The sequence below is a fragment of the Lentisalinibacter orientalis genome, assembly GCF_040706535.1.
Taxonomy (GTDB): Bacteria; Pseudomonadota; Gammaproteobacteria; order Steroidobacterales; family Woeseiaceae; genus Lentisalinibacter; species Lentisalinibacter orientalis.
Genome location: NZ_JAPDRJ010000005.1, coordinates 129,256 through 150,420, shown reverse-complemented (window position 1 = coordinate 150,420; position 21,165 = coordinate 129,256). Strand labels below are relative to the sequence as shown.

General features: G+C 69.4%; 18 protein-coding genes and 1 pseudogene. 10 read left to right on the top strand and 9 right to left on the bottom strand.

The features are described 5' to 3' along the window. A complete protein-coding gene (leuC, locus tag ACJMK0_RS16445; RefSeq protein ID WP_405239934.1) occupies positions 1–1,416 on the bottom strand; it encodes a 3-isopropylmalate dehydratase large subunit in 1,416 nt (471 codons plus the stop codon). Between the two features lie 147 nt (positions 1,417–1,563). Between leuC and ACJMK0_RS16440 the strand changes: the two genes are divergently transcribed. The 3 genes from ACJMK0_RS16440 to ACJMK0_RS16430 all read left to right on the top strand — a co-directional run bounded on the left by ACJMK0_RS16440 (position 1,564) and on the right by ACJMK0_RS16430 (position 5,329). Beyond that, positions 1,564–2,235, top strand: a complete 672-nt coding sequence (locus ACJMK0_RS16440) for an HAD hydrolase-like protein (protein ID WP_405239932.1) — start codon at positions 1,564–1,566, stop codon at positions 2,233–2,235. After that, positions 2,232–2,810 carry a GNAT family N-acetyltransferase gene (locus tag ACJMK0_RS16435; protein ID WP_405239930.1) on the top strand — a complete coding sequence of 193 codons (579 nt, stop codon included), beginning with the start codon at positions 2,232–2,234 and terminating at the stop codon, positions 2,808–2,810. Before ACJMK0_RS16440 ends, ACJMK0_RS16435 begins: the two co-directional genes overlap by 4 nt. Positions 2,811–3,088: 278 nt before the next feature. Further along, positions 3,089–5,329, top strand: coding sequence for a TonB-dependent receptor (locus ACJMK0_RS16430; protein ID WP_405239928.1), 2,241 nt, complete (start codon positions 3,089–3,091; stop codon positions 5,327–5,329). A gap of 99 nt (positions 5,330–5,428) precedes the next feature. Here the strand turns inward: ACJMK0_RS16430 and ACJMK0_RS16425 are convergent, their stop codons facing one another. Next, positions 5,429–6,061: a peroxiredoxin family protein gene (locus ACJMK0_RS16425; RefSeq protein ID WP_405239927.1), complete on the bottom strand. Its 633-nt coding sequence runs from the start codon at positions 6,059–6,061 to the stop codon at positions 5,429–5,431. Positions 6,062–6,229: 168 nt separating this feature from the next. Between ACJMK0_RS16425 and ACJMK0_RS16420 the strand changes: the two genes are divergently transcribed. Then, positions 6,230–7,498 (top strand): acyl-CoA dehydrogenase family protein, encoded by a 1,269-nt coding sequence (locus ACJMK0_RS16420; RefSeq protein WP_405239925.1) that lies wholly within the window; start codon positions 6,230–6,232, stop codon positions 7,496–7,498. On the opposite strand, the gene ACJMK0_RS16415 is transcribed toward ACJMK0_RS16420, so the two are convergent. Continuing rightward, positions 7,495–7,899 (bottom strand): DUF6285 domain-containing protein, encoded by a 405-nt coding sequence (locus ACJMK0_RS16415; RefSeq protein ID WP_405239923.1) that lies wholly within the window; start codon positions 7,897–7,899, stop codon positions 7,495–7,497. The two genes, ACJMK0_RS16420 and ACJMK0_RS16415, sit on opposite strands and share 4 nt — an antisense overlap. Continuing rightward, positions 7,899–8,921: a phosphotransferase family protein gene (locus ACJMK0_RS16410; protein WP_405239921.1), complete on the bottom strand. Its 1,023-nt coding sequence runs from the start codon at positions 8,919–8,921 to the stop codon at positions 7,899–7,901. The genes ACJMK0_RS16415 and ACJMK0_RS16410 overlap by 1 nt, the downstream gene beginning before the upstream one ends. Positions 8,922–8,991: 70 nt before the next feature. On the opposite strand from ACJMK0_RS16410, the gene ACJMK0_RS16405 reads away from it, so the two are divergent. Further along, positions 8,992–9,768: an SDR family NAD(P)-dependent oxidoreductase gene (locus ACJMK0_RS16405; RefSeq protein WP_405239919.1), complete on the top strand. Its 777-nt coding sequence runs from the start codon at positions 8,992–8,994 to the stop codon at positions 9,766–9,768. Here the strand turns inward: ACJMK0_RS16405 and ACJMK0_RS16400 are convergent, their stop codons facing one another. Genes ACJMK0_RS16400 through ACJMK0_RS16390 form a run of 3 tightly spaced genes read right to left on the bottom strand, consistent with a single transcriptional unit; the run spans position 9,769 to position 13,091 of the window. After that, the gene (locus ACJMK0_RS16400; protein ID WP_405239917.1) at positions 9,769–10,764 is read right to left on the bottom strand and encodes an NAD(P)H-quinone oxidoreductase; all 996 of its coding nucleotides are present in this window, start codon (positions 10,762–10,764) and stop codon (positions 9,769–9,771) included. It lies immediately after the preceding gene. A gap of 31 nt (positions 10,765–10,795) precedes the next feature. Next, the gene (locus tag ACJMK0_RS16395) at positions 10,796–12,229 is read right to left on the bottom strand and encodes a DUF5666 domain-containing protein (RefSeq protein ID WP_405239916.1); all 1,434 of its coding nucleotides are present in this window, start codon (positions 12,227–12,229) and stop codon (positions 10,796–10,798) included. 31 nt (positions 12,230–12,260) lie between these two features. Beyond that, positions 12,261–13,091, bottom strand: a complete 831-nt coding sequence (locus tag ACJMK0_RS16390; protein WP_405239914.1) for a DUF6502 family protein — start codon at positions 13,089–13,091, stop codon at positions 12,261–12,263. 134 nt (positions 13,092–13,225) lie between these two features. On the opposite strand from ACJMK0_RS16390, the gene corA reads away from it, so the two are divergent. Beyond that, positions 13,226–14,365 carry a magnesium/cobalt transporter CorA gene (gene corA / locus ACJMK0_RS16385; RefSeq protein ID WP_405239912.1) on the top strand — a complete coding sequence of 380 codons (1,140 nt, stop codon included), beginning with the start codon at positions 13,226–13,228 and terminating at the stop codon, positions 14,363–14,365. 16 nt (positions 14,366–14,381) lie between these two features. Here corA and ACJMK0_RS16380 read toward each other — a convergent pair whose 3' ends face one another. Next, positions 14,382–15,704 (bottom strand): MFS transporter, encoded by a 1,323-nt coding sequence (locus tag ACJMK0_RS16380; RefSeq protein ID WP_405239911.1) that lies wholly within the window; start codon positions 15,702–15,704, stop codon positions 14,382–14,384. Positions 15,705–15,843: 139 nt separating this feature from the next. Here ACJMK0_RS16380 and ACJMK0_RS16375 point away from each other — a divergent pair, with 139 nt between their 5' ends. Next, entirely contained in the window at positions 15,844–16,023 is a 180-nt protein-coding gene (locus ACJMK0_RS16375; protein WP_405239910.1) for a PLDc N-terminal domain-containing protein, read from the top strand. Between the two features lie 43 nt (positions 16,024–16,066). On the opposite strand, the gene ACJMK0_RS16370 is transcribed toward ACJMK0_RS16375, so the two are convergent. Beyond that, positions 16,067–17,002, bottom strand: coding sequence for an alpha/beta fold hydrolase (locus ACJMK0_RS16370; RefSeq protein WP_405239909.1), 936 nt, complete (start codon positions 17,000–17,002; stop codon positions 16,067–16,069). A 177-nt stretch (positions 17,003–17,179) separates the two neighbouring features. Between ACJMK0_RS16370 and ACJMK0_RS16365 the strand changes: the two are divergent. The 3 genes and pseudogenes from ACJMK0_RS16365 (at position 17,180) to glpK (ending at position 21,163) form a co-directional block, all read left to right on the top strand. Next, a pseudogene (locus ACJMK0_RS16365) lies at positions 17,180–19,140 on the top strand (acetoacetate--CoA ligase). Continuing rightward, the gene (locus tag ACJMK0_RS16360; protein WP_405239907.1) at positions 19,137–19,661 is read left to right on the top strand and encodes a thioesterase family protein; all 525 of its coding nucleotides are present in this window, start codon (positions 19,137–19,139) and stop codon (positions 19,659–19,661) included. Before ACJMK0_RS16365 ends, ACJMK0_RS16360 begins: the two are co-directional and overlap by 4 nt. Positions 19,662–19,666: 5 nt before the next feature. After that, on the top strand, positions 19,667–21,163 hold the full coding sequence (gene glpK, locus ACJMK0_RS16355) for a glycerol kinase GlpK (protein ID WP_405239905.1): 1,497 nt from the start codon (positions 19,667–19,669) through the stop codon (positions 21,161–21,163). The last annotated feature ends 2 nt before the right edge of the window (positions 21,164–21,165 follow it).

Here is a 21,165-nt window from a genome sequence, read left to right as displayed (position 1 = left end):
TCAGTCTTCCTCCGGCGCGAATTCGCGCACGTCGGCGATGCGTCCCGCGATAGCCGACGCGGCCACGGTGGTGGGGCTGGCCAGGTGGGAGCGGGTGCCGGGTCCCTGGCGGTTCTCGAAGTTGCGGTTGGTGCTGGTGATCACGCGCTCCTCGCGGCCGAAATGCTCGCCGCCGGCGAAAAAGCACATGGAGCAGCCGGACTCCCGCCACTCGAAACCCGCGGCGGTGAACACCCGGTCGAGCCCTTCGGCCTCGGCCGCCGCCTTCACCCGGCTGGAGCCGGGCACGCAGATGGCCTTGATGCCGTCGGCGACGCGCCGCCCCCGCAGCACGTCGGCGGCCGCGCGCAGATCGCTCAGCCGGCTGTTCGTGCACGAGCCGATGAATGCGGCGTCGATGGGCGTCCCTGCGAGCGGCCGGCCCGGCACGAGCGCCATGTACTCCAGCGCCCGCTCCATGGCCTTGCGCCGATTGGCGTCCGGCTCGCCGGCCGGGTCGGGTATCGCGCCGTCCACCGGCAGTTCGTGCTGCGGGCTCGTGCCCCAGGTGACCTGGGGCACGATGCCCGCCGCGTCGAGTTCGATCTCCCGGTCGAACACCGCGTCCTCGTCGGTGGCCAGCGAACGCCAGTGGGCGAGCGCCTTGTCCCAGTCCTCGCCTGCCGGCGCGTAGGGGCGCCCGCGCACGTACTCGAAGGTCTTCTCGTCGGGCGCGACGATGCCGCTCCAGGCGCCGAACTCCACCGCCATGTTGCACAGCGTGAGACGCGCCTCCACGTCCAGCGCCCGGACCGCCTCGCCGGCGAACTCCACCACGTAGCCGACGCCGCCCGACGCCGTGTGCCGGCCGATCAGCGCCAGGATCATGTCCTTCGCGGTCACGCCGAAGGGCAGACGCCCGGAATAGGTGACCCGCATCTGCTTCGGCTTCGTCACCGCCAGCGTCTTGGTGGCCAGCGCGTGCTCGGCCTCGGTGGAGCCGATGCCCCAGGCCAGCGCGCCGAGGCCGCCCACGGTGCCGGTGTGGCTGTCGGGGCAGACGAGCGTCACGCCGGGCAGGGCGATGCCCTGTTCCGGCGAGACCACGTGCACGATGCCCTGGCTCGGGTTGCCGATGTCGAACGTACGGATGCCGGCCTCCCTGGCCGCCGCCCGGGTGGCGGTGATGAACTCGGTGCCGCCCGGCATGATCGTGATGTCGGAGCGGCCGGGGAAGGTGTCGACGATATGGTCCATCGTGCAGAACACCTGCTCCGGGTCCCGCACGGAGCGGCCGGCGGCCTCCAGCCCCTTCAGCGCGATGCTGCCGGTGCGCTCGTGCAGGAAGATGCGGTCGATATAGAGCAGCGTCGTGCCGTCGCCCGGGTCGGCGATCGCATGCTGCGACCAGATTTTTTCGGCCAGCGTCCGGGCCATGGGATATTCCTGTGGGTTGCCGACTCCCGATTCCGAATTGACTCTGCGCGGGATTGTCACAAGATAGGCGCAGCCGCCCGCCGCCTCAAGTTGCCTGAACCCGTCACCTGAACTCGTCGCCTGGACAAGTTGCCTCACGGATCTGCAATGAATCTCTTTTTCGACCTCGACGGCACGCTCACCGATCACCGGGAGGGCATCACCCGCTGCATCGCCTACGCGCTGGAGCGCCTGGACAGGGAGCCGCCGCCGCTCGCCTCCCTGGAGCGCTACATCGGCCCGTCCCTGTTCGTGAGCTTCCGCGAATTGCTCGGCACGCAGGACGAGGAGCGGGTGCGCGCTGCCGTGGCCCTTTATCGGGAGCGCTACACGGACACCGGCCTGTACGAGAACCGGTTGCACGAGGGCATCGACGATGCCCTCGGCGGTTTCGCCGGCGACGGCAGCACGATGCTGGTGGTGACCACCAAGCCCACGGTGTTCGCGCAGCGTGTCGTCGAGCACTTCGGGCTGGCCGGCTATTTTGCGGACGTGGTCGGCGCCCACCTGGACGGCAGCCGCTCCGACAAAGGCGAGCTGATCGGCCACGCGCTCTCTGCGCACGGTCTGGACGCAGGCGCAACGGTGATGATCGGGGACCGCAGGGACGATGTGATCGGCGCGCGGCGCACGGGCGTCGCCTCCGTCGGTGTACTGTGGGGCTTCGGCAGCCGCCGCGAACTCGTGCAGGCCGGTGCCGACACCCTGTGCGAGAACCCCGCCAACCTCCCGGGCTGCGTCGCCCGGGCGATGCCGCAGCAGCAGGAGGACCCGCAATGAATATCCGTAAAGCACGACCCGATGATGCGCCCGCCCTCGCCAGGCTGATCGACATCGCCGGCGAGGGGATCCCGAGCTGGCTCTGGTCCCGGTCGGCGGAGCCCGGTCAGAGCGCCGAGCAGGTCGGCTGCGAGCGGGCAGCCAGGGCAGAGGGTGGTTTCAGTTACCGCAACGCAAGGGTCTGTGTGGATACCACGGGGCACATCGTCGGCATGCTGCTCTCGTATCGCCAGCCGGACCCCCACGAGCTGCCGGACCTCGCCGAGCTGCCGGCGGTCGTCAGGCCCCTCGTCGAACTGGAGGCCGCGGCACCCGGCACCTGGTACGTCAATGCGCTCGCCACGTTCCCCGAATCCCGCGGTCTCGGTGCGGGTACCCGGCTGATGGATCTGGCCGAATCCATGGCCCGCGAGGCCGGGGTTCCCGGTCTGAGCCTGATCGTGGCCGAGGAGAATGCCGGCGCGAAACGCCTCTACGAGCGCCTCGGCTATCGGGTGGAGGCCCGGGCTCCGATCGTGCCCTGGCCGGGGGCGGCTCACGGCGGAGATTGGCTGCTGATGGTCAGGACCCTGTGAGCCGCAGGATCAATTCGCACTGAAAATCAATGGCTTAGATCTAAATTGTATACAATCTGCGGCGGCTGGCCCGGGCCGGTCATCGTGCGGATGCCCCGTGGCCGTTGCTGCGCCGCCCTGTTGCAGGGTCGCGACATCTACGTATTGTTTTGAAAATGCCCCCCGTATGAGGCAGGATTCCCCCGACGGGGGTTGTCTGCGTTACGGATTTGCAGGGAAGAGCCGGAACGTCCCGAAAACACTGAATGTTCTATCTTTTTCTGAGCAGGGGAGTATCCATGAGCAAATCTTTCAGAAGCGGGCCGGGCCTGAGCGCAACCCTTCCGGCCCTCCTGGTGCCATTGTTGTTTTCTGCGGGCGCGAGCGCCCAGGTCGAGGAGATCATCGTCACGGCCGAGCGTCGCGAGGCGTCCATCCAGGACGTGCCTGTGGCGGTCAGTGCATACAATGACGAGACGCTGGAGGCGCTGCAGGTGGAGGACACCCTCGACCTGATCAACGTCGTGCCGAACCTCTTCGGCGGCAACAACACCGGTATCGGCAGCGCGAACATGTATTACATCCGCGCCCAGGGTAACGACGAGTCCATCGCCACCTTCGACCCGCCGGTCGGGACCTATATCGACGGCGTCTACGTGTCCCGCCAGAACGCCAACAACTTCACGCTCTTCGACGTCGAGCGCATCGAGGTGCTGCGCGGGCCGCAGGGGACCCTGTTCGGCCGTAACACCACGGGCGGCGCCATTAACGTGATATTGAAGGACCCGTCGCCGGAGATGGGCGGTTTCGTGGAAGCGGGCTTCGGCCGCTACAGTGAATACCGGGCGCGCGGCAGCGTGGACATCCCGGTCAGCGAGACCTTCCTGACCAAGTTCTCCGGCTACCACATCTCCAACGACGGCTGGCTGGAGAATCGCAACCCGGCCGTCGGCGGTGACTACAACGTCCGCGACAGCATCGGCCTGCGGGCGGACTTCCGCTACATGCCGACGGATATGCTGACGTGGGATCTCACCCTAGAGTACATCGACGACGAGGCCGGCAACATCCACGGCGATCTCGTCGGCGACGACCGGGTCTCCACGTCCGTGGCGCCCCTGGGCGCGCCGACCACCGCTTTCGATTTCCTGAACTTCTCGATCACGGGCGGTTTCGTGCCGATCAGCTATCAGCAGAAGGCCGACTACGGCAGTGTCTCGGAGACCACCAGCATCATCTCGGACCTGACCTACGCCGCACCCGCGGGCGAGCTCGAGTTCATCGTCGGCTGGCGTGACCTGGAGCAGGACTTCTTCCTGAACTTCCCCAACGCGCCGGGTGACGCGGACGATTTCTTCTGGATCGACAACAACGGCGTCCACGAGCAGTTCACCGCCGAGGTAAAGTGGTCGGCCCGTTATTTCGACGACAAGCTCGACTTCGTCTCCGGCGTGTTCTACCTGAACGAGGACAACGAGACCGACTTCGCCGACTGGCTGCTCGGCTCCTTCGTGCTGGCCGACCGGGTGATGGAGAACTTCACCGACAGCTGGGCCGTCTACGCCCAGGGCGACTACGCGCTGTCGGACAAGTGGACCCTGACCCTCGGCGCCCGCTACACGGACGAGACCAAGGAGATCGAGATCACGGACAATCTCGGTGCCCGGGGCGTTATTCCCGGCACCATTACACTGGAGACGGCGAACCTCATCGCCGCCGGTATCCCGGTGGAGCAGGAGGAGTCCATCGTCACGCCGCGCATCGCGCTGAAGTACGACTACTCGGACGACCTGATGGTCTACGCCTCCGCCACCCGCGGCTTCAAGTCGGGCGGCTGGAATGCCCGCGAGGCGCTGGCGGCCACCATGGAGCCATTCGGGCCGGAGAAGCTCTGGGCCTACGAGCTCGGTTTCCGCGCCGACATGTTCGATAACCTGGTGCGGGCCAACGGCACGCTCTTCTACACGGATCTCGAGGACCTGCAGACCACCTCCGCAACGCCGTCGGGCAACTTCCTGACCACCAACGCCGGCGGGCTGGAAGTGACCGGTTTCGAGCTGGAGGTGAACGCCGTGCCGACGGACTGGCTGAACCTGTTCGTCTCGCTGGGCCTGCAGGACGCGGAATACGTGGACATCTCCGATCAGATCGCCGCCTGCACCGTGCCCAACACGGACTTCGCGGCACTGGACGGCAACTGCAGCGTGGCCGATCCGAAGCGTTCGCCCGACTGGACGCTGACGCTGGGCGCATTCCTCAACTTCCCCGTCGAGGCGCTCGGTGCGTCGCTGCAGCCGAACCTATCGTCCCGCTTCATCGGGCCGAACGTGGTGGGCACCCGTCAGCTGGGCGAGAACGATACGGAGGTCATCGTCAATGCCGGCATCTCGCTGGTGGACGACGGCGGCGTCTGGTCCGTCACCGCCGAGTGCAACAACTGCTCGGACGAGGAATACATCACCTCGAACCTGTTCACCAATTACTGGACGCCGCCCATGACCTGGCAGGTGCGCGGCCGCTGGAACTTCGGCGCCCGCTGAGGGGTGCCGCCGGCACTCGCCGGCGCATTCCGGGAGAACGCCCCCGCAGCGGGGCGTTTTCTTTTTCCGGGGCCGGCGCGGTGAGGCGTATCCCGCCGGCTAGCGCAGGCGTTCGAGTACCTTCACGAACTCGGTTGGGTCCGGCCGCTCGCGCACGTCCCTCGAGCGGTTGGCATGGCGGATGATCCCCTCGCCGTCGATCACCACCGAGACCGGCCGCAGGGTGTCCGCGCCGTAGTCGTCGCGGTAGTCGGCCGGCACGCCTCCGGGATGCAGGATGCCGAGCTCGCGCGCGGCGGCGAGATCCGGGTCCATCCAGAAGGTGAAGTCCACGCCGAACAGTTCCGCCACGCGCCGGGTGGTCTGCTGCGGCTTCGGTACGACGAGGATCAGGCGGGCGCCGAGTTCGTTGATCTGCCGGTAGTGCTGCGTCAGGTTCTCGACCTGGGCGGAACAGAAGGGGCACCAGTTGCCGCGCAGGAAGATCAGGACGGCCGGCAGCCCGCGCAGGTCGGACGGGCCCGCGGGTTCGCCGTCCTCCGTCTGCACGGTGAATTCCGGGATGCGGCGGCCGCGCACGAGCCGGTCGCTGGCCTTCTCGCCGGGCCGGCGCAGCAGCCAGAAGACCAGCCCCGCCGCCAGCAGCAGGACCACCACAACAATCGCAGTGACCGTGGCCGTGTCGTTCAGCACCTGTTCCGCCTCCGCCAGCCGCGCCGGGCAATGCGGCATTCTAAGGCTTTACCCGCGGCCGGGAAAACGCGAGCATCCACTGCCTGGCCATGGCGATGACAATGGCGACGGCCATGGCATCGGGAATGGCGACGGCCATTGCAATGGAACCGGACGGGACGGCACCGTACGGGGAGCGGTTGCGCCTGGACCGGAACGGGGGAAACAATGGACTTCGAGATTCCGGCCGCGGTGCGCGACAAGCTCGCGGCACTGGACCGCTTCATCGAGGCGGAGATCCGGCCGCTGGAAGCCGCGGACGACAACATCCGCTTCTTCGACCACCGGCGGGAGTACGCCCGCACCGACTGGGAGCGGGACGGCCTGCCCGCGGCCGACTGGGAGGCGCTGCTCGCCGAGATGCGCCGCCGGGCGGACGCGGCCGGCCACTACCGCTATGCGCTGCCGCGGGAATTCGGCGGCGAGGAGGCGGGCAACCTGGCGATGGCAGTCGTGCGGGAACGCCTCGCCGCGAAGGGCCTGGGCCTGCACAACGATCTGCAGAACGAGAGTTCGGTGGTGGGCAACCTGCCCATCGTGCTCATGCTGCGGGATTTCGGCACGGCGGAGCAGGTGCAGCGCTACGTGGAACCCGCGATCACCGGCGAGCACCCCATCGCGTTCGGCCTGACCGAGCCGGAGCACGGCTCGGATGCCACCTGGATGGAGACCCGTGCCGTTCGGTCCCGCCGTGACGGCGTGCCCGGCTGGCGCATCAACGGCGAGAAGATGTGGAACACGGGCATGCACGTCGCCGGCACCGATCTCGTCTTCGCCCGCACCGTCGGCGCGGACGGCGACGCCGCCGGCATCACCTGCTTCCTGGTGCCGGCCGATGCGGACGGGGTGCGGATCGAGGAATATCTGTGGACCTTCAACATGCCCACCGACCACCCGCGGGTGTCGTTCACCGACGTGTGGGTGGGCGAGGAGGCGGTGCTGGGCGAGGCGGGCAGGGGCCTGGCGGTGGCCCAGCATTTCGTGCACGAGAACCGCATCCGTCAGGCGGCCAGCAGCCTGGGCGCGGCGCAGTACTGCATCGACCGCGCGGTCGCCCGCGCCCGGGAGCGCAAGCCCTTCGGCAAGCCGCTGGCCTCGAACCAGGGCATCCAGTTTCCGCTGGTGGAGCTGGCGACCGAGGCGGAGATGCTGCGGGTGCTGATCCGCCAGACCGCCTGGCAGATGGACCGGTTCGACCGCCGGCGCATCGCGGCGGAGCTGTCGGACAAGGTGGCCATGTGCAACTATCGGGCGAACCGGCTTTGCTGCGAGGCCGCCGACCGGGCGATGCAGGTCTTCGGCGGCATGGGCTATTCGCGGCACGAGCCCTTCGAGCACATCTACCGCCACCACCGGCGCTACCGCATCACCGAGGGGGCCGAAGAGATACAGATGCGCAAGGTGGCCGGGCACCTGTTCGGCTTCATCCGCGGCTAGCGGCGGGGTCCGTCCTCCCCGTTGCCGGCGGTGCCGGCCTCGGCCGCGATGCGCGCTCCGGAATAGGCGGGCTGGTCGATCGCCAGCCGGTCCAGGGTGGTGCGCTCCAGATGCTCCAGCAGCCGGGCGTCGTCGATGGCGATGTGTCCCTCGCGGATGGCATCGCACAGGGCGCGGTTCAGCTCGGCCGGCTCGCCGTCGCGTCCGAGCAGCGCTCTCAGGCGCCCGGCTTCCGCCGCCTCGGCAGCGGGCGCCAGCTCGAGCTCGCGGCGCGCGATGTCCACCACATTGGCGGCGACCAGCGCGTGGAATCCGCGATGCCCGCCGAGTTCCTCCCTGGCCTCGGCCAGGAAGCCGCGCACCGCTTCCAGCAGCTCCCCCAGGGCCGGCGTCTCATCCATCAGTCCCTGCCCCGTATGATGTTCAGCATGTCGATCTCCGCCTCGCTCACCCGCCGGCCGATCGCGGCTCGTTCCACGGAACGGTCCACGCCGCGCCGGTATATCTCCGCCATGGTCATGCACATGACGCCCCATTTCAGGCTGCCCATGAGCTGCCAGTAGCGCATCCGCTGCTCGTCCGCCGTGCCGCCGGCCTCACGATAGCCCCGCAGCAGCTCGCGGCGCCGGCCGAAGCCGCCCACCGGCCGGTGGCTCATGCCGAAGCGCCAGGAGTTGACGGTGATCCAGCCCAGGTCTTCCATGGGATCGCCCCGGTGCGCGAGCTCCCAGTCGAGCACGCCCACGAGTCCCTTTTCGTCGACCACCAGATTGCCGTTGCGGAAGTCGCCGTGTACGAGCACGGGCTCGACGGGCTCGGGCAGGCGGTCGCCCAGCCAGCGGAAGGCGAGTTCGAAGACCGGCCGCGCGTGACCATAGGCGTCGTAGCGTTGCCGGTACGCCGACAGCACGTCCGCGGCCTGCATGGCCGGCAGCGCGGCGGCCGTGGCGGGCCGCGCGGCGTGGATGGCGGCGAGCGCGGCGCCGCATTGCTGCGCCAGGCGGCTGCGGGCGTCGGCGTACTGGTCGCGGCGCAGTATCCGCGGCGCCAGCGTCTCGCCGTCCAGCCGTTCCATGACGAAGCCGGCGCCCAGCCCTTCGTCCGGCGCGAGCACGTGCACCACGCCGGCCACCGGCAGGCCGGCGGCGGCCAGTTCCCCGACCAGCCGGCCCTCCAGGCCCGGGTCGAGTGCGAGCAGGTCCTCGTCCGGCTCCTCGCCGTCCCGCTCCTTGCCGTTCCAGGCCCGACGCAGGACGAGGGGCCGGCGGGACTCGCCTGTCACCCGCTCGAACGACCAGGTCTCGCGGCTCGCACCGCCTGTCAGCCGGCGCAGCCCCTCCACCCGGCCGGCGCCGCCGGTGAGTATCCGGGCCAGCGCCTGTGCGAGCTCGTCGGGACTGGATGCTTTACCGGAGGTTGTCACGCCTTTACTTTAGCGGACATCGGCGCGGCATTGCGCGCGGCAGACGGCGGAAGCCGCGAAAGGAGCAGCGATGGAGAACCTGGCACTGATCACCGGCGCATCGGGGGGCATCGGCGAGCAGCTCGCGCGTATCCATGCGGGGAAGGGCGGCGACCTGGTGCTGGTGGCGCGCAGCGAGGACCGGCTGGCTGAGCTCGCCGCCGAGCTCATCGACGCCCACGAGGTGAACGTGCGCGTCGTGGCGCGGGACCTGGCCGTGCCCGGCGCCGCGGAGGGCCTGGCCGACGAATTGCTGGCCGAGGGTCTGGTGCCGGACATCCTGATCAACAATGCGGGCTTCGGCGGGCAGGGCCGCTTCCACGAGCGGGACTGGGCCCGGGACCGGGACATGATCAACCTGAACGTGACGGCGCTGGCGGCGCTCACGCACGGATTCCTGCCGGCGATGGTGGAACGGGGCAGCGGGCGCATCCTCAACGTGGGCTCGGTGGCGGGCTTCCTGCCGGGGCCGAACTTCGCGACCTATTTCGCCACCAAGGCGTTCGTGCTGTCGTTCAGCGAGGCGATTGCGGCGGAGCTGACCGGCACCGGCGTGACGGTGACGGTGCTCTGCCCGGGACCGGTCGCCACCGGTTTCGTGGATGCCGCCGGCATGACCAACCGGCAGATGTTCGACGCCGTGGCTTCAGCGCCGGACGAGGTGGCACGTTACGGCTATCGAGCGATGCTGCGGGGCGACGTGATCGCGGTCCCCGGGGTCGCCACCCAGATCTCGCTGTTCCAGCTGCGCTTCCTGCCGCGGGGCCTCACCCGGGCGATCTCGCGGCTGACGATGGGGAACCTCTGATCAGGGCTCCAGCACGATCTTGCCCATGTGCTCGCCCGATTCCATGAGCGCGTGGGCCCGGGGGGCCTCGATGAGCGGGAAGGTCGCGTAGACGGTCGGCCGGATGCGCCCTGCCTCCAGCAGCGGCCAGATGCCGCGTTCCAGGCCCGCGGCGATGGCGGCCTTCTCCTCCACCGTCTGCGGGCGCAGCGCGGAGCCGGTGATGGTCAGCCGCTTGCGCAGCACGTGGGCGAAGTTGGCCTCCGCCTTCGGTCCCAGCAGGAACGCGATCAGTGCGTAGCGGCCGTCGTAGGCCAGCACGTCCAGGTTCCGGTCGACGTAGGGTCCGGCCACCATGTCCAGCACCACGTCGACGCCGCGTCCGCCGGTGATCTCCTTCGCGCCCGCCACCCAGTCGCTCTCGCGATAGTTCAGGGCGAGGTCGGCGCCGAGTTCGCGGCAGTAATCGCACTTGGCTTCGGTCCCGGCGGTGACGACGACGCGCGCGCCGCGGGCCTTCGCCAGCTGGATGGCCGCGCTGCCGATGCCGCTGGAGCCGCCGTGGACGAGCAGCCACTCGCCCTCGGCCAGCGCGGCGCGCGTGAAGACGTTGTACCAGACGGTGAAGTAGGTCTCCGGCAGCGAGGCCGCCTCGGTCAGTGTCAGCGCATCCGGCACCGGCAGGCAGTGTTCGGCGGGCACCCGGCAGTATTCGGCATAGCCGCCGCCGTGCACCAGCGCGCAGACCCGGTCGCCCGGGCGCCAGCGGCCCGCGCCCTCGGTGCTCGCGACCACCTCGCCCGCCACCTCGAGGCCGGGCAGGGGATCGGCGTCCGCCGGTACTGGGTACAGGCCCTGACGCTGCAGGCAGTCCGGGCGATTGACGCCGGCGCCGCGCACCCGGATCAGTACCTCCCCCGGCCGCGGTTCCGGCACCGGCCTCTCCACGGCCCGCAGGACCTCCGGGCCGCCCGGCTCGGTGATGTCGACGGCCGTCATCGTCTTCGGCAGGCCCATGTACGCTCGACTCCTCTGATCTCCGGCCCGGTCAGTCTTCCAGCAGGCGCACGCGCGCGGCGACGATATCGCCGTTCAGCGTACCCTCCACTTCGACGTCGCGGCCTTCCGCCGTGGCATAGAAGGCGGCGGCGTCGATCGGTTGCCCGTCTTCCTCGAACGCCGTCGTGCCGTCGGTGACGACGGTGACGCCGAGCATGACGAAGCGGGATTCGCCGACGTCTCTGGCCCGCGCCCGCAGGACGACGCCCGCATCGGCGTCCGTGCGGGTGACGGTGCGCGCCATGAGCGCGTCGCCGCTCTCCGTGCCCGCCGCCTCCACGCGGTCGCCGCTGGCGATGTCGGCGAGGGAGAACGGACGCTGTCGCTGACTGCTCGCGTCGCGGAAGCGGGTCTTGCCGTCGGTGAGGATAGCGACCCCGGCGGCCGTCAGCGTGCCGGCGTCCGGGTCGACGTCGTCCACCGTGCCGTCCAGTCGCGCCTGGCTGGGGGACTCCAGTCTGACGCGCTCGGCGAGGATGGCGCCCGTATCGGTCACGGTGCCTTCCACTTCGACCCGGACGTCGGGACCGAGCATGGAGGCGTTGCCGCCCTCGAACACGGTGGCGTCATCCGTGGCGACCGGCTGGCCGTCCACGTCGAAGTCCGCGGCCGAGGCGAAGCGCGTGATGAGGCCCTCCACTTTCGCTTCCTCGCCTTCCGCGGCCGCGTCCACGCCCTGTTCCTTGAAGCTCAGCGTCTCGGCGATCAGCGTGCCGTCCGCGGCCCGTTGGCTGCCGCGGGCTTCCACCCGGTCGCCGTTGGCGGGAGCGCCGTCGGCGAATCCGTCGAGCATGGCGCTGCCGTAGTCGACGAGTGCGCCGCCGATGCGCAGCCGCTGCGCGACCGTGTCCACCTGAGCGGCGACGCCGGTCAGCTCCAGCCGGTCGGGCGCGGACTTCAGACGCATCAGCGTAGCTTCGACACTGCCGTCGGCACGGTCGAATCCGCTGACCTCCACCGCATCCCCCGCGGTCAGATCATCGAGGCCGGTGACCGCATCGTTGCCTTCGAACAGTGTGTCGATGGACACGTGCACGATGCGTCCGAGCACGACGGCCGTGCCGGCGGCCGCATCGACGGCATCCACCGGCCCTTCGACGCTGTCGTCGAATTCGATGCGGCTGGCCGTGCCGGTGTCGGCGCCCGGCACCCGCTCGCCGCGCAGCGTCACCACGGCACCCACGGACAGTCCGGCCTCGGTGCCCGGTTCGCCGTCGATCACGATCTCGGCGCTCCCGGTCTCGTAGCGGACGCCGTTCACGATGACGCTGCCGAAGCCGGTGATCTCGCCCTTCGTCACCACCGCGACCGGGTTGCCGCCCCGGTCGACGCCGGCCACCTGCTCGGTGCTGTCGCAGCCGGCGAGCAGCACGGCGCACAGCGCCGCGGCCGTCAGTGTCGTGGTGGCCCTCTTCGTGGCCATCCTGTAGGTATGTGATTGACTGCGCATCCTGTCACTCATCGCTGTCTTCCGTGGTCTGCGGGCCCTGGATGAAATAAAGGCCGATGCCGAGGCGCACCGTGTCCGTCTCCTCCCTGCCTGCCTGGCGTTCCTGCTCGGCCAGCCAGTCGTCGATCATGTACAGGAACTCCTCGCCCTTGTCCTCCAGCAGCGCCTGCAGTTCGGGGATGGCGGAGCGTGGCACCTGCAGCGCCGTGGCGCGGCCCTCGAAGCGGGACGGCTCGTCCTGCCCGCGCCCGAGATTGTGATTGACCGTCCTCCCCACGTCCTCCAGTACCTCGCCGGCGCGGCGCAGGGTCTCGGTATCGGTGGCCGCGGGCATGTAATAGCGGTGCAGGGCCCGGAGGCGCCCGCCCGCGGCCTCTTCGACGGCCCCCGTGGTCAGCAGCTCCTTCAGCATGGCCTTCGGCGGGATGTCGCCGGCGTAGCGGCGCAGGAGTTCGGTGAAGCTGTGGTCGCCGTGCTCGTACTCGAGTTCGCGGGCGTTGCCCTGACCGTCGGAGAAGTCCGGGTCCTGGTGCCAGCGGGCGAGCACGCGCGTGGCGTTGTTGGTCTTGCGGGTGAGGGACTGGTCCAGCTGATCGGTGAGCAGTTCCCGCTGGCGCTTGACCTCACGGCGCGTGAGGCCGGTCAGGATGGAGGTGCGGGAAACGTTGGTGGGCCGGCCGCCGATGCCGTAGTCGCTGGTGGCCACCTGCACGAAGACGGACTTGCTGATATCCGCGAATTCCCGCCACGTCATCCCGCCCCGCAGCATGATGCGCGCGATCGGCCGCAACAGTCGGCGGCAGGCGTCTATCAGAACTCTGCGGTACTCATCCATGGCTTTCGTCCGGTGGCTGAGCGTCGGTCACCCGTCGGCCCGGGTCCCGATGTCCCCCACGCGACATAATGGCGTGCGAGCGGATACACTGCGATAAAGCGGCACAGTATCCACCTTCAGGCAGGCTCGAGTCCATGACGCAGCCCACGAATTCGAGTGAGAAACCGCGCCCCCGGCACTACCTGACCCGGCGTCATTCCCTGCATCTTTTCCCCGGACGCTATACCCGCCCCGGCACGGCGCCCGGCGATCTCACCGCGCCGCCGGAGGCCGAGCGCGTCCCGGTCACGCTGTCCCTGACCGACTTCGACGCGGACCAGCTGGTGGAGGAGACGGACTGCGGCCTCGAGGAGGCCGGGCGGTATTTCGACAGCCCGCGCACGACCTGGCTGCACGTGCAGGGCACACCGTCGGAGGAACTGCTGCGTGCCATCGGCGACGCCTACGGACTGCACCCTCTGGCGCTCGAGGACGTTCTGCATACCGGGCAGCGGCCCAAGGTCGAGGCCTACGAGGGTCAGCTCTTCGCCATCGTCGGCGCACCGGAGCACGGGCCGGACGGGGTGGTGCCCACCCAGCTCAGCCTGTTCCTCGGCGACACCTGGGTGGTGAGTTTCCATCCGGGACATGCCGATCCGTTCGAGCCGGTGCGCCACCGGCTGCGCCAGCCTGCGGCACGGATCCGGGAGCGCGGTGCCGATTACCTGTTCTATGCGCTGATCGACACGGCGGTGGACCTCAGCTTCCCGGTCATGGAGGCACTGGGCGAGCGTATCGAGAGCCTGGAGCTCACCGTCTTCGACGATCCCAGCCGGCAGGCGCTGGACGAGATCCACCGCCTGAAGCGCGAGTTGGTCGTCATGCGCCGCAGCCTGTGGCCCCAGCGCGATGCCCTCAACAGCCTGGTGCGGGACGAGCATCACATGCTGGCGGCGGAGACCCACCCGTATCTGCGCGACTGCTACGACCACACGGTGCACGCTCTCGATCTGGTGGAGAGCTACCGGGAGATGGCCTCCAGCCTGCTGGAGGTGTATCTGTCCAGCCTCTCCAACCGCATGAACGACGTGATGAAGGTGCTCACCGTCATCGCCACCGTGTTCATCCCGCTCTCTTTCGTCGTCGGCGTCTACGGCATGAACTTCGATACGGAGGCGAGCCCCTGGAACATGCCGGAGCTCGGTCTGCGCTACGGCTATCCGTTGCTGTGGCTGGTGATGCTCGGGATCGTCGCCGGCATGCTCATCTACTTTCGCCGCAAGCGCTGGCTCTAGCCCCCGTTCCGACGACTTACTGCTGCGCCTCGCTCAGTCGATGGGCCGAGGCCGCCGCGGCCACCGACAGCGCCGCCAGCAGCACCAGGGTCCAGGCGGAGCCCACCAGCGTGGCGATGCCGCCGAAGACGCCGCCGGCCAGCAGCATCACACCGATCACGGTATTGCTGACCGCCACGTAGCTCGCCCGGTTCTCGGCCGTGGCGATGTCCACGAGGTGGGTCTTGCGCCCCAGCCGCACGCCGGCATGGGCGATGCTGAGTGCGAAGTAGGTGGCCGCGAAGGCGACGGGCGCGAACGGCACTCCCGGCGCGAGCGCGAGCCCCGCCGTGGCCAGGCTGGCCGCCGCGGCGAGCAGCGCGGCGCGCTTCATCACCCGTCGGCTGGAACGGTCCGACAGCCGTCCCCAGACCGGCGCGCTGAGGAAGCTCGCGGCGCCCGAGGCCAGCATCAGCGAGCCCAGCCCGGACAGCGTGTTGTCCATGCTCTGGTTTGCGAGGCTCACGTAGAAAGGCGCCGCCAGCGCCGTGGAGAGGAGCAGCGTGCGGGTGATCAGGAACTCCCGCAGGTCCCGGTCGCGGCGGATGAGGCCGAGCTGACGGATGGCCTCGGTCAGCGCATTGCCGCCGCCCTCCGTGGCGCCCGCGTACTCGGCCAGGAAACTGTAGATGGCGGCGGCCAGCAGCCAGAGGCCGCCGGCGGCGAGCAGGACGGCGACGAAGAAGCCGATGCCCCGGCTGCCGGGGTCGAGCGCGATCGCCGCGACGCCCACGGCCACCGTCACGGCGCCGGCAGCCGAGGCGGCGTAGCCGGTCACCGAGCCGCGCCGGGTCTTGGCGATGGTCTTGCCGAGCACGTCCTTGCTGGCCACCGAGCAGACCCCCCGCGCCAGGCTGAACAGGGTGAGCAGGCCCAGGATCGCCCACCCGGCTGCAGCCCCCTCCAGGCTCAGGGCGACGGCACCCATGAGCATCACCGCCACGCCCTGCAGCACGCTGCCGGCCACCCAGAACCACTTGCGCACCGGTACGGCGCGCAGGTAGCGGGCGACGACGAGCTGCGGCAGCAGCGCGAGCGATTCGCGGATGGGCACCAGCCAGCCCAGCATCCACGCCGGAGCGCCGAGACTGGTCAGGAGCCAGGCCAGCACCAGCTTCGGCCCGGCCAGCCGGTCGCCGGTCTTGGTCGCGACCAGGGAGGCGACGTGGATCAGGTAATTGCGCGGCTGCTCCCGGCAGGCGGCATCGGGGATGTCCTTGCAGACCCGGGCGTCCTCGTCGCCGGTCAGCAGGTCGTAGACGTCCCTCGCGGGGCCGGGTTTCGGAGCCGTTTGCGCCAAGTCGATGCCTCGTCGTGTCCTGCGGAGGTGGGGGATACTAGCAAACGCAAAAAGGTCAGGCGTCGGCGCGCCGCGCCGTGCGCGGCGCCGGCCGGGTGTGTATCCTCGGCGGACGTCAACGCTTCACGGGAGGCCCTGGATGGGACTGGAAATTGGCGGCCTGTTCGGCCTGATCATCCTGATACTGGATGTCTATGCGATCGTGAAGACCCTTGGCAGCCGGGCGAGCACCGGCAGCAAGGTGCTGTGGATCGTGGTCATCCTCTTATTGCCGCTGCTCGGGCTCATTCTCTGGGCCCTGTTCGGGCCTAAGGCCTAGCCGGCCGCAGCGGCTGCAGGGGGCCGGACCGGGCCGGCGGTATTCAGTCGTCCCGCAGGAACGCCCGCGCGTCTTCGGCCGTCCGCGCCGGCGCCTCCTCCATCGGCACGTGGCCGAGGTCGTCGTAGACGACGAGCCGTGCGTCCGGGATGTCCTCGGCGAAGCGCCGGCCGTGCTCCGGCGGTATCCACTCGTCCTGCCCGCCCCACTGCACGAGGGTGGGCGCGTCGATCTGTACGAGCGCGGCTGACGGATCCTCCCGGGCGGACCGCGAGGCGGCACGGGCCCGCTGCAGGAAAGCCTCCCGATTGCCTTCCCGCAGCGACAGCTCGAAGTAGCGGTCCACCAGCGCCTCGTCCACCAGGCTGTCGTCTGCGTAGACCTCCTCCAGGCTGCGGCGGTAGAGGCTGCGCGGCGTCAGTTTCGCCAGCGCGTCGCCGACACCCGGCAACGCCGCGAGCCGGAAAATCAGCGCGGGCGTGCGGCGCAGCCGATAACCCGATGCGTCGATGAGTATCAGCCGGTGCACGCGCTCCGGACGGGCGGCCGCGAAGTTCCACGCGATGCGCCCGCCCAGCGAGTTGCCGGCCAGGTGGAAGGTGTCGATGCCGAGACGCCGGGTGACGTCGTCGACGAACTGCACGTAGGCGCCGATGGAATAGTCGCCGGCGGGATGGGGACCCGTCAGCCCGAATCCCGGCAGGTCCACGCGCACGATGCGGAAGTCGCCGGCCAGCGCCTCCACCCAGCCGTTCCACGTGTGCAGCGAGGCGCCGGTGCCGTGCAGCAGCACCAGCGCCGGCCCACTGCCCTCCACGGCGACGTGGGCGCTCATGCCGTCGAGTTCCAGGAATTGCGAGCCGGTGACCCGATAGCGCTCGGTCAGGGACTCGACGCTGCGATCGGGCTCCCAGGCCCACGCCAGCACCAGCGCCACGGCGATGAACAGGACCAGCACGGCGTTGACGACGGCCCTCATGTCCCTCTGCCGGCGCTGCTGCTGTCCATGCCCGTGCCCCTGGTCGCTTCCCGATGCCTCCGTCGATGGTAAGCGCGTCGCGCCGCCACGGCCAGCGCGTCCCTTACGGCTCGCCGAGGGTGTCGTTACAATGCCGGGGCCGACGCGCCGCACGGGCGCAACCGAGCCGGAGCGACTATGAGCCGATCACTGCGGGAACCATTGTGGGAGCCGTCGCCGGAACGCAAGGCGAGCGCGAACCTGACCCGCTTCGCCGCCTTCGCGGCGGAGGCCCGGGGCGAGGGCTTCGCGGACTACGCCGCGATGTACCGCTGGTCGGTGGACGAACCGGAGGCGTTCTGGTCCACGCTGTTCCACTACCTGGACCCGGTGTGCCGGCGCCAGCCCGAGACCGTGATCCGCGATGCCGCTGCCATGCCGGGCGCGAAGTTCTTCCCGGAGGCCGAACTCAACTTCGCCGAGAACCTGCTGCGCTACCGTGGGCCGCTGCCCGCGATCATCTTCCACGGCGAGGACGGCACGCGCCGGGAACTGAGCCGCGACGAGCTGCATGACGAGGTGGCGCGGGTCGCGGCCGGGTTGCGCCGGGCCGGCGTGGAACCGGGCGACCGGGTGGCCGGCTACCTGCCGAACTGCCCGAGACGGTGATCGCCATGCTGGCGGCGTCGAGCCTCGGCGCGGTGTGGTCGTCGTGCTCGCCGGATTTCGGCGTGCAGGGCGTGCTGGACCGCGTCGGTCAGATCGCACCGAAGGTACTGTTCGTCACCGACGGCTACCGCTACAACGGCCGCGTGTTCGACATGCGCGACACCGTGGCCGGCATCCTCGCGCAGCTGCCGGACGTGCAGACCTGCGTGGTGGTGCCGTTCATCGAGCGCGAGCCGGCCATCGGCGGCGTCCCCCGCAGCGTGCACTATACGGACTTCGTGCAGGAGGCGGATGAGATCGAGTTCGCGCGGCTGCCCTTCGATCATCCGCTCTACGTCATGTATTCCTCGGGCACGACGGGCACGCCGAAGTGCATCGTGCACGGCGCCGGCGGCACGCTGATACAGCAGATGAAGGAACACGTACTGCACGTGGACCTGAAGTCCGGCGATCATCTCTTCTACTTCACGACCTGCGGCTGGATGATGTGGAACTGGCTGGTGGCCGGTCTCGCCTGCGGTGCCACGCTGGTGCTCTACGACGGCTCGCCCTTCCATCCCGACGGCGGACGGCTCTGGCGCATGGCCGAGCAGGAACGCATCAACGTGTTCGGCACCAGCGCGAAGTACATCGCGGCGCTGGAGAAGGCGGGCCTGCATCCGGGCCGCGACCACGATCTGTCCGCGCTGCGCACGGTGCTGTCCACCGGCTCGCCGCTGGCGCCTGCGAGCTTCGACTACGTCTACCGGGAGATCGCCGACGACGTACTGCTGGCCTCCATCTCGGGCGGCACCGACATCCTCGGTTGTTTCGCCGGCGGCTGCCCGATACGACCGGTGTGGCGGGGCGAGCTGCAGTGCCGGATGCTGGGCATGGCGGTGGAAGTGTGGGACGAGGACGGCACGCCGGTCACCGGCGAGAAGGGCGAGCTGGTCTGCACGCAGCCGTTCCCCTCCATGCCCATCGGTTTCTGGAACGACGAATCCGGCGAGAAGTACCGGGACGCCTATTTCACCCGCTTCCCCGGCGTCTGGGCCCACGGGGACTTCGCCGAGCTGACCGAACACGACGGCATGATCATCCACGGCCGCTCCGATGCAGTCCTGAACCCCGGCGGCGTGCGTATCGGCACCGCGGAGATCTACCGCCAGGTGGAGAAGATCGACGACGTGCTGGAGTCCATCGCCATCGGTCAGGACCGGGACGACGACGTGCGCGTGGTGCTGTTCGTGGTGCTGCGGCCCGGTGTCGAGCTGGACGAGCAGCTGGAGAGCCGCATCCGCCGGGTCATCCGCGAGAACGCCACCCCGCGGCACGTGCCCGCGAAGATCCTGGCCGTGCCGGACATCCCGCGCACGATCAGCGGCAAGATCACGGAGCTGGCCGTGCGCTCGGTGGTGCACGGCGAGAGCGTGAAGAATACGGACGCGCTGGCCAACCCTGAGGCGCTGGAATACTTTCGCGACCGGCCGGAGCTGGCGGAATCGTGAGCGCCTTGCAGGGCGTCCGGGTGCACGCCGAGACGATCCGCCCGGAGTGGATCGACTACAACGGCCACATGAACGTGGCCTGGTACGTGCTGATATTCGACCGCGGCGTCGACGGGCTCTGGGAGGAACTCGGCCTCGACGCCGCCTACCGTGAGGAGAGTGGCGGCACCACCTTCGCCGTGGAGTGCCACGTGAGCTACCTGCGGGAGCTGCGCGAGGGCGACCCGGTGGCGGTCACCGCCCAGCTCCTCGCCTGGGATGCCAAGCGCATCCACCAGTTCATGCGCATGTACCACGCCGACGAGGGCTGGCTCGCCGCCACCTGCGAGTGGATGAACCTGCACGTCGACACGGCTACCCGGCGCGTCTCGCCCTGGCCCGACGCGGTGCTCTGCCGGCTGGATGCTTTCGCCGGGCGCCATCCGGATGCCCCCTGGCCGGAGCAGGCGGGACACCGCATGCGCGTCCCTCAACCGCTCGGCCCGCGGGCAGCGGCAGAGCAAAGTCCCACGGAGCAATAACCACCATGACCGAGCACGTGATACTCGCCATCGACCAGGGCACCACCAGCAGCCGGGCGATGGTCTTCGACCGCAAGGCGCGCATCCTCGCCGTGAGCCAGCGGGAATTCCCGCAGGTGTTCCCGAAACCCGGCTGGGTGGAACACGACCCGGAGGCGATCTGGCAGAGCGTGCTTTCCGTCGTCCACGACGCCATCGCGGACGCCGGCTGCCTGCCGCGGGACGTGGCCTGCATCGGCATCACGAACCAGCGCGAGACCACGGTGGTCTGGGACCGGCGCACCGGCGAGCCGGTCTACAACGCCATCGTCTGGCAGGACCGGCGCACGGCGGCGAAATGCCGGGAATACGCGGCCGGCGGCGGCGAGGAGCTGGCCACCAGCCGTTCGGGTCTGCGCATCGATCCCTATTTCTCGGCGACGAAGCTGGCCTGGATACTGGACAACGTGGAGGGCGTGCGGGAGCGCGCCGAGCGCGGCGAGCTCGCTTTCGGCACCATCGACGCGTTCCTGCTCTGGCGCCTGACCGGCGGCGCCGAACACCGCACGGACATTACCAACGCCTCGCGCACGCTGCTCTACGACATCCACCGCCAGTGCTGGGACGACGACCTGCTCGCACACTTCGGCGTGCCCGCCTCGCTGCTGCCGGAGGTCTGCGACAACACCTTCGACTTCGGCACGACGGACGCGGAGACCCTGGGCGCCGGTATCCCGGTGGCGGGCATGGCCGGCGACCAGCAGGCCGCCCTGTTCGGCCAGGCCTGCTTCCATCCGGGCATGACCAAGAGCACCTACGGCACCGGCTGCTTCGTGATCGCCAACACCGGCGAGAAGCCGCTGGCCTCCGGCCACCAGCTGCTGACCACGATCGCGAGCCGCGTGGACGGCCGCCTGAGCTACGGTCTGGAAGGCAGTATCTTCGTGGCCGGCTCGGCCATCCAGTGGCTGCGGGACGCGCTGAAGATCATCGCCGCCGCACCGGACTCCGAGGCCATCGCGCGCGAGCAGGGCGTCATCGACAACATCCACGTGGTGCCCGCGTTCGCCGGGCTCGGCGCGCCCCACTGGGACCCGGACGCCCGCGGTGCCATCCTGGGCCTCAGCCGCGACAGCGGGGTCGCCGAGATCGTGACGGCCACGCTGCAGTCGGTGGCCTTCCAGACCCGGGACCTGATGCTGGCCATGCGCGACGACGGCCTGGACGTGGAACTGCTGCGGGTGGACGGTGGCATGGTCAATAACGACTGGCTGGTGCAGTTTCTCGCGGACATGCTCGGCATCACCGTGGAGCGCCCGCGCATCACGGAATCCACGGCCTTCGGCGCGGCCTGCCTGGCGGGCCTGCAGCGCGGCGTCTTCGATTCGCTGGAGCAACTGGAACAGCTCTGGCAGCGGGACGCGCTGTTCGAACCCGCCATGTCCGGCGAACGGCGGCGGGCGCTGCACGAGGGTTGGCTCGCCGCCGTCGCGCGGGTGCGTTCGGTGGCGCAGGAGTCCTGACC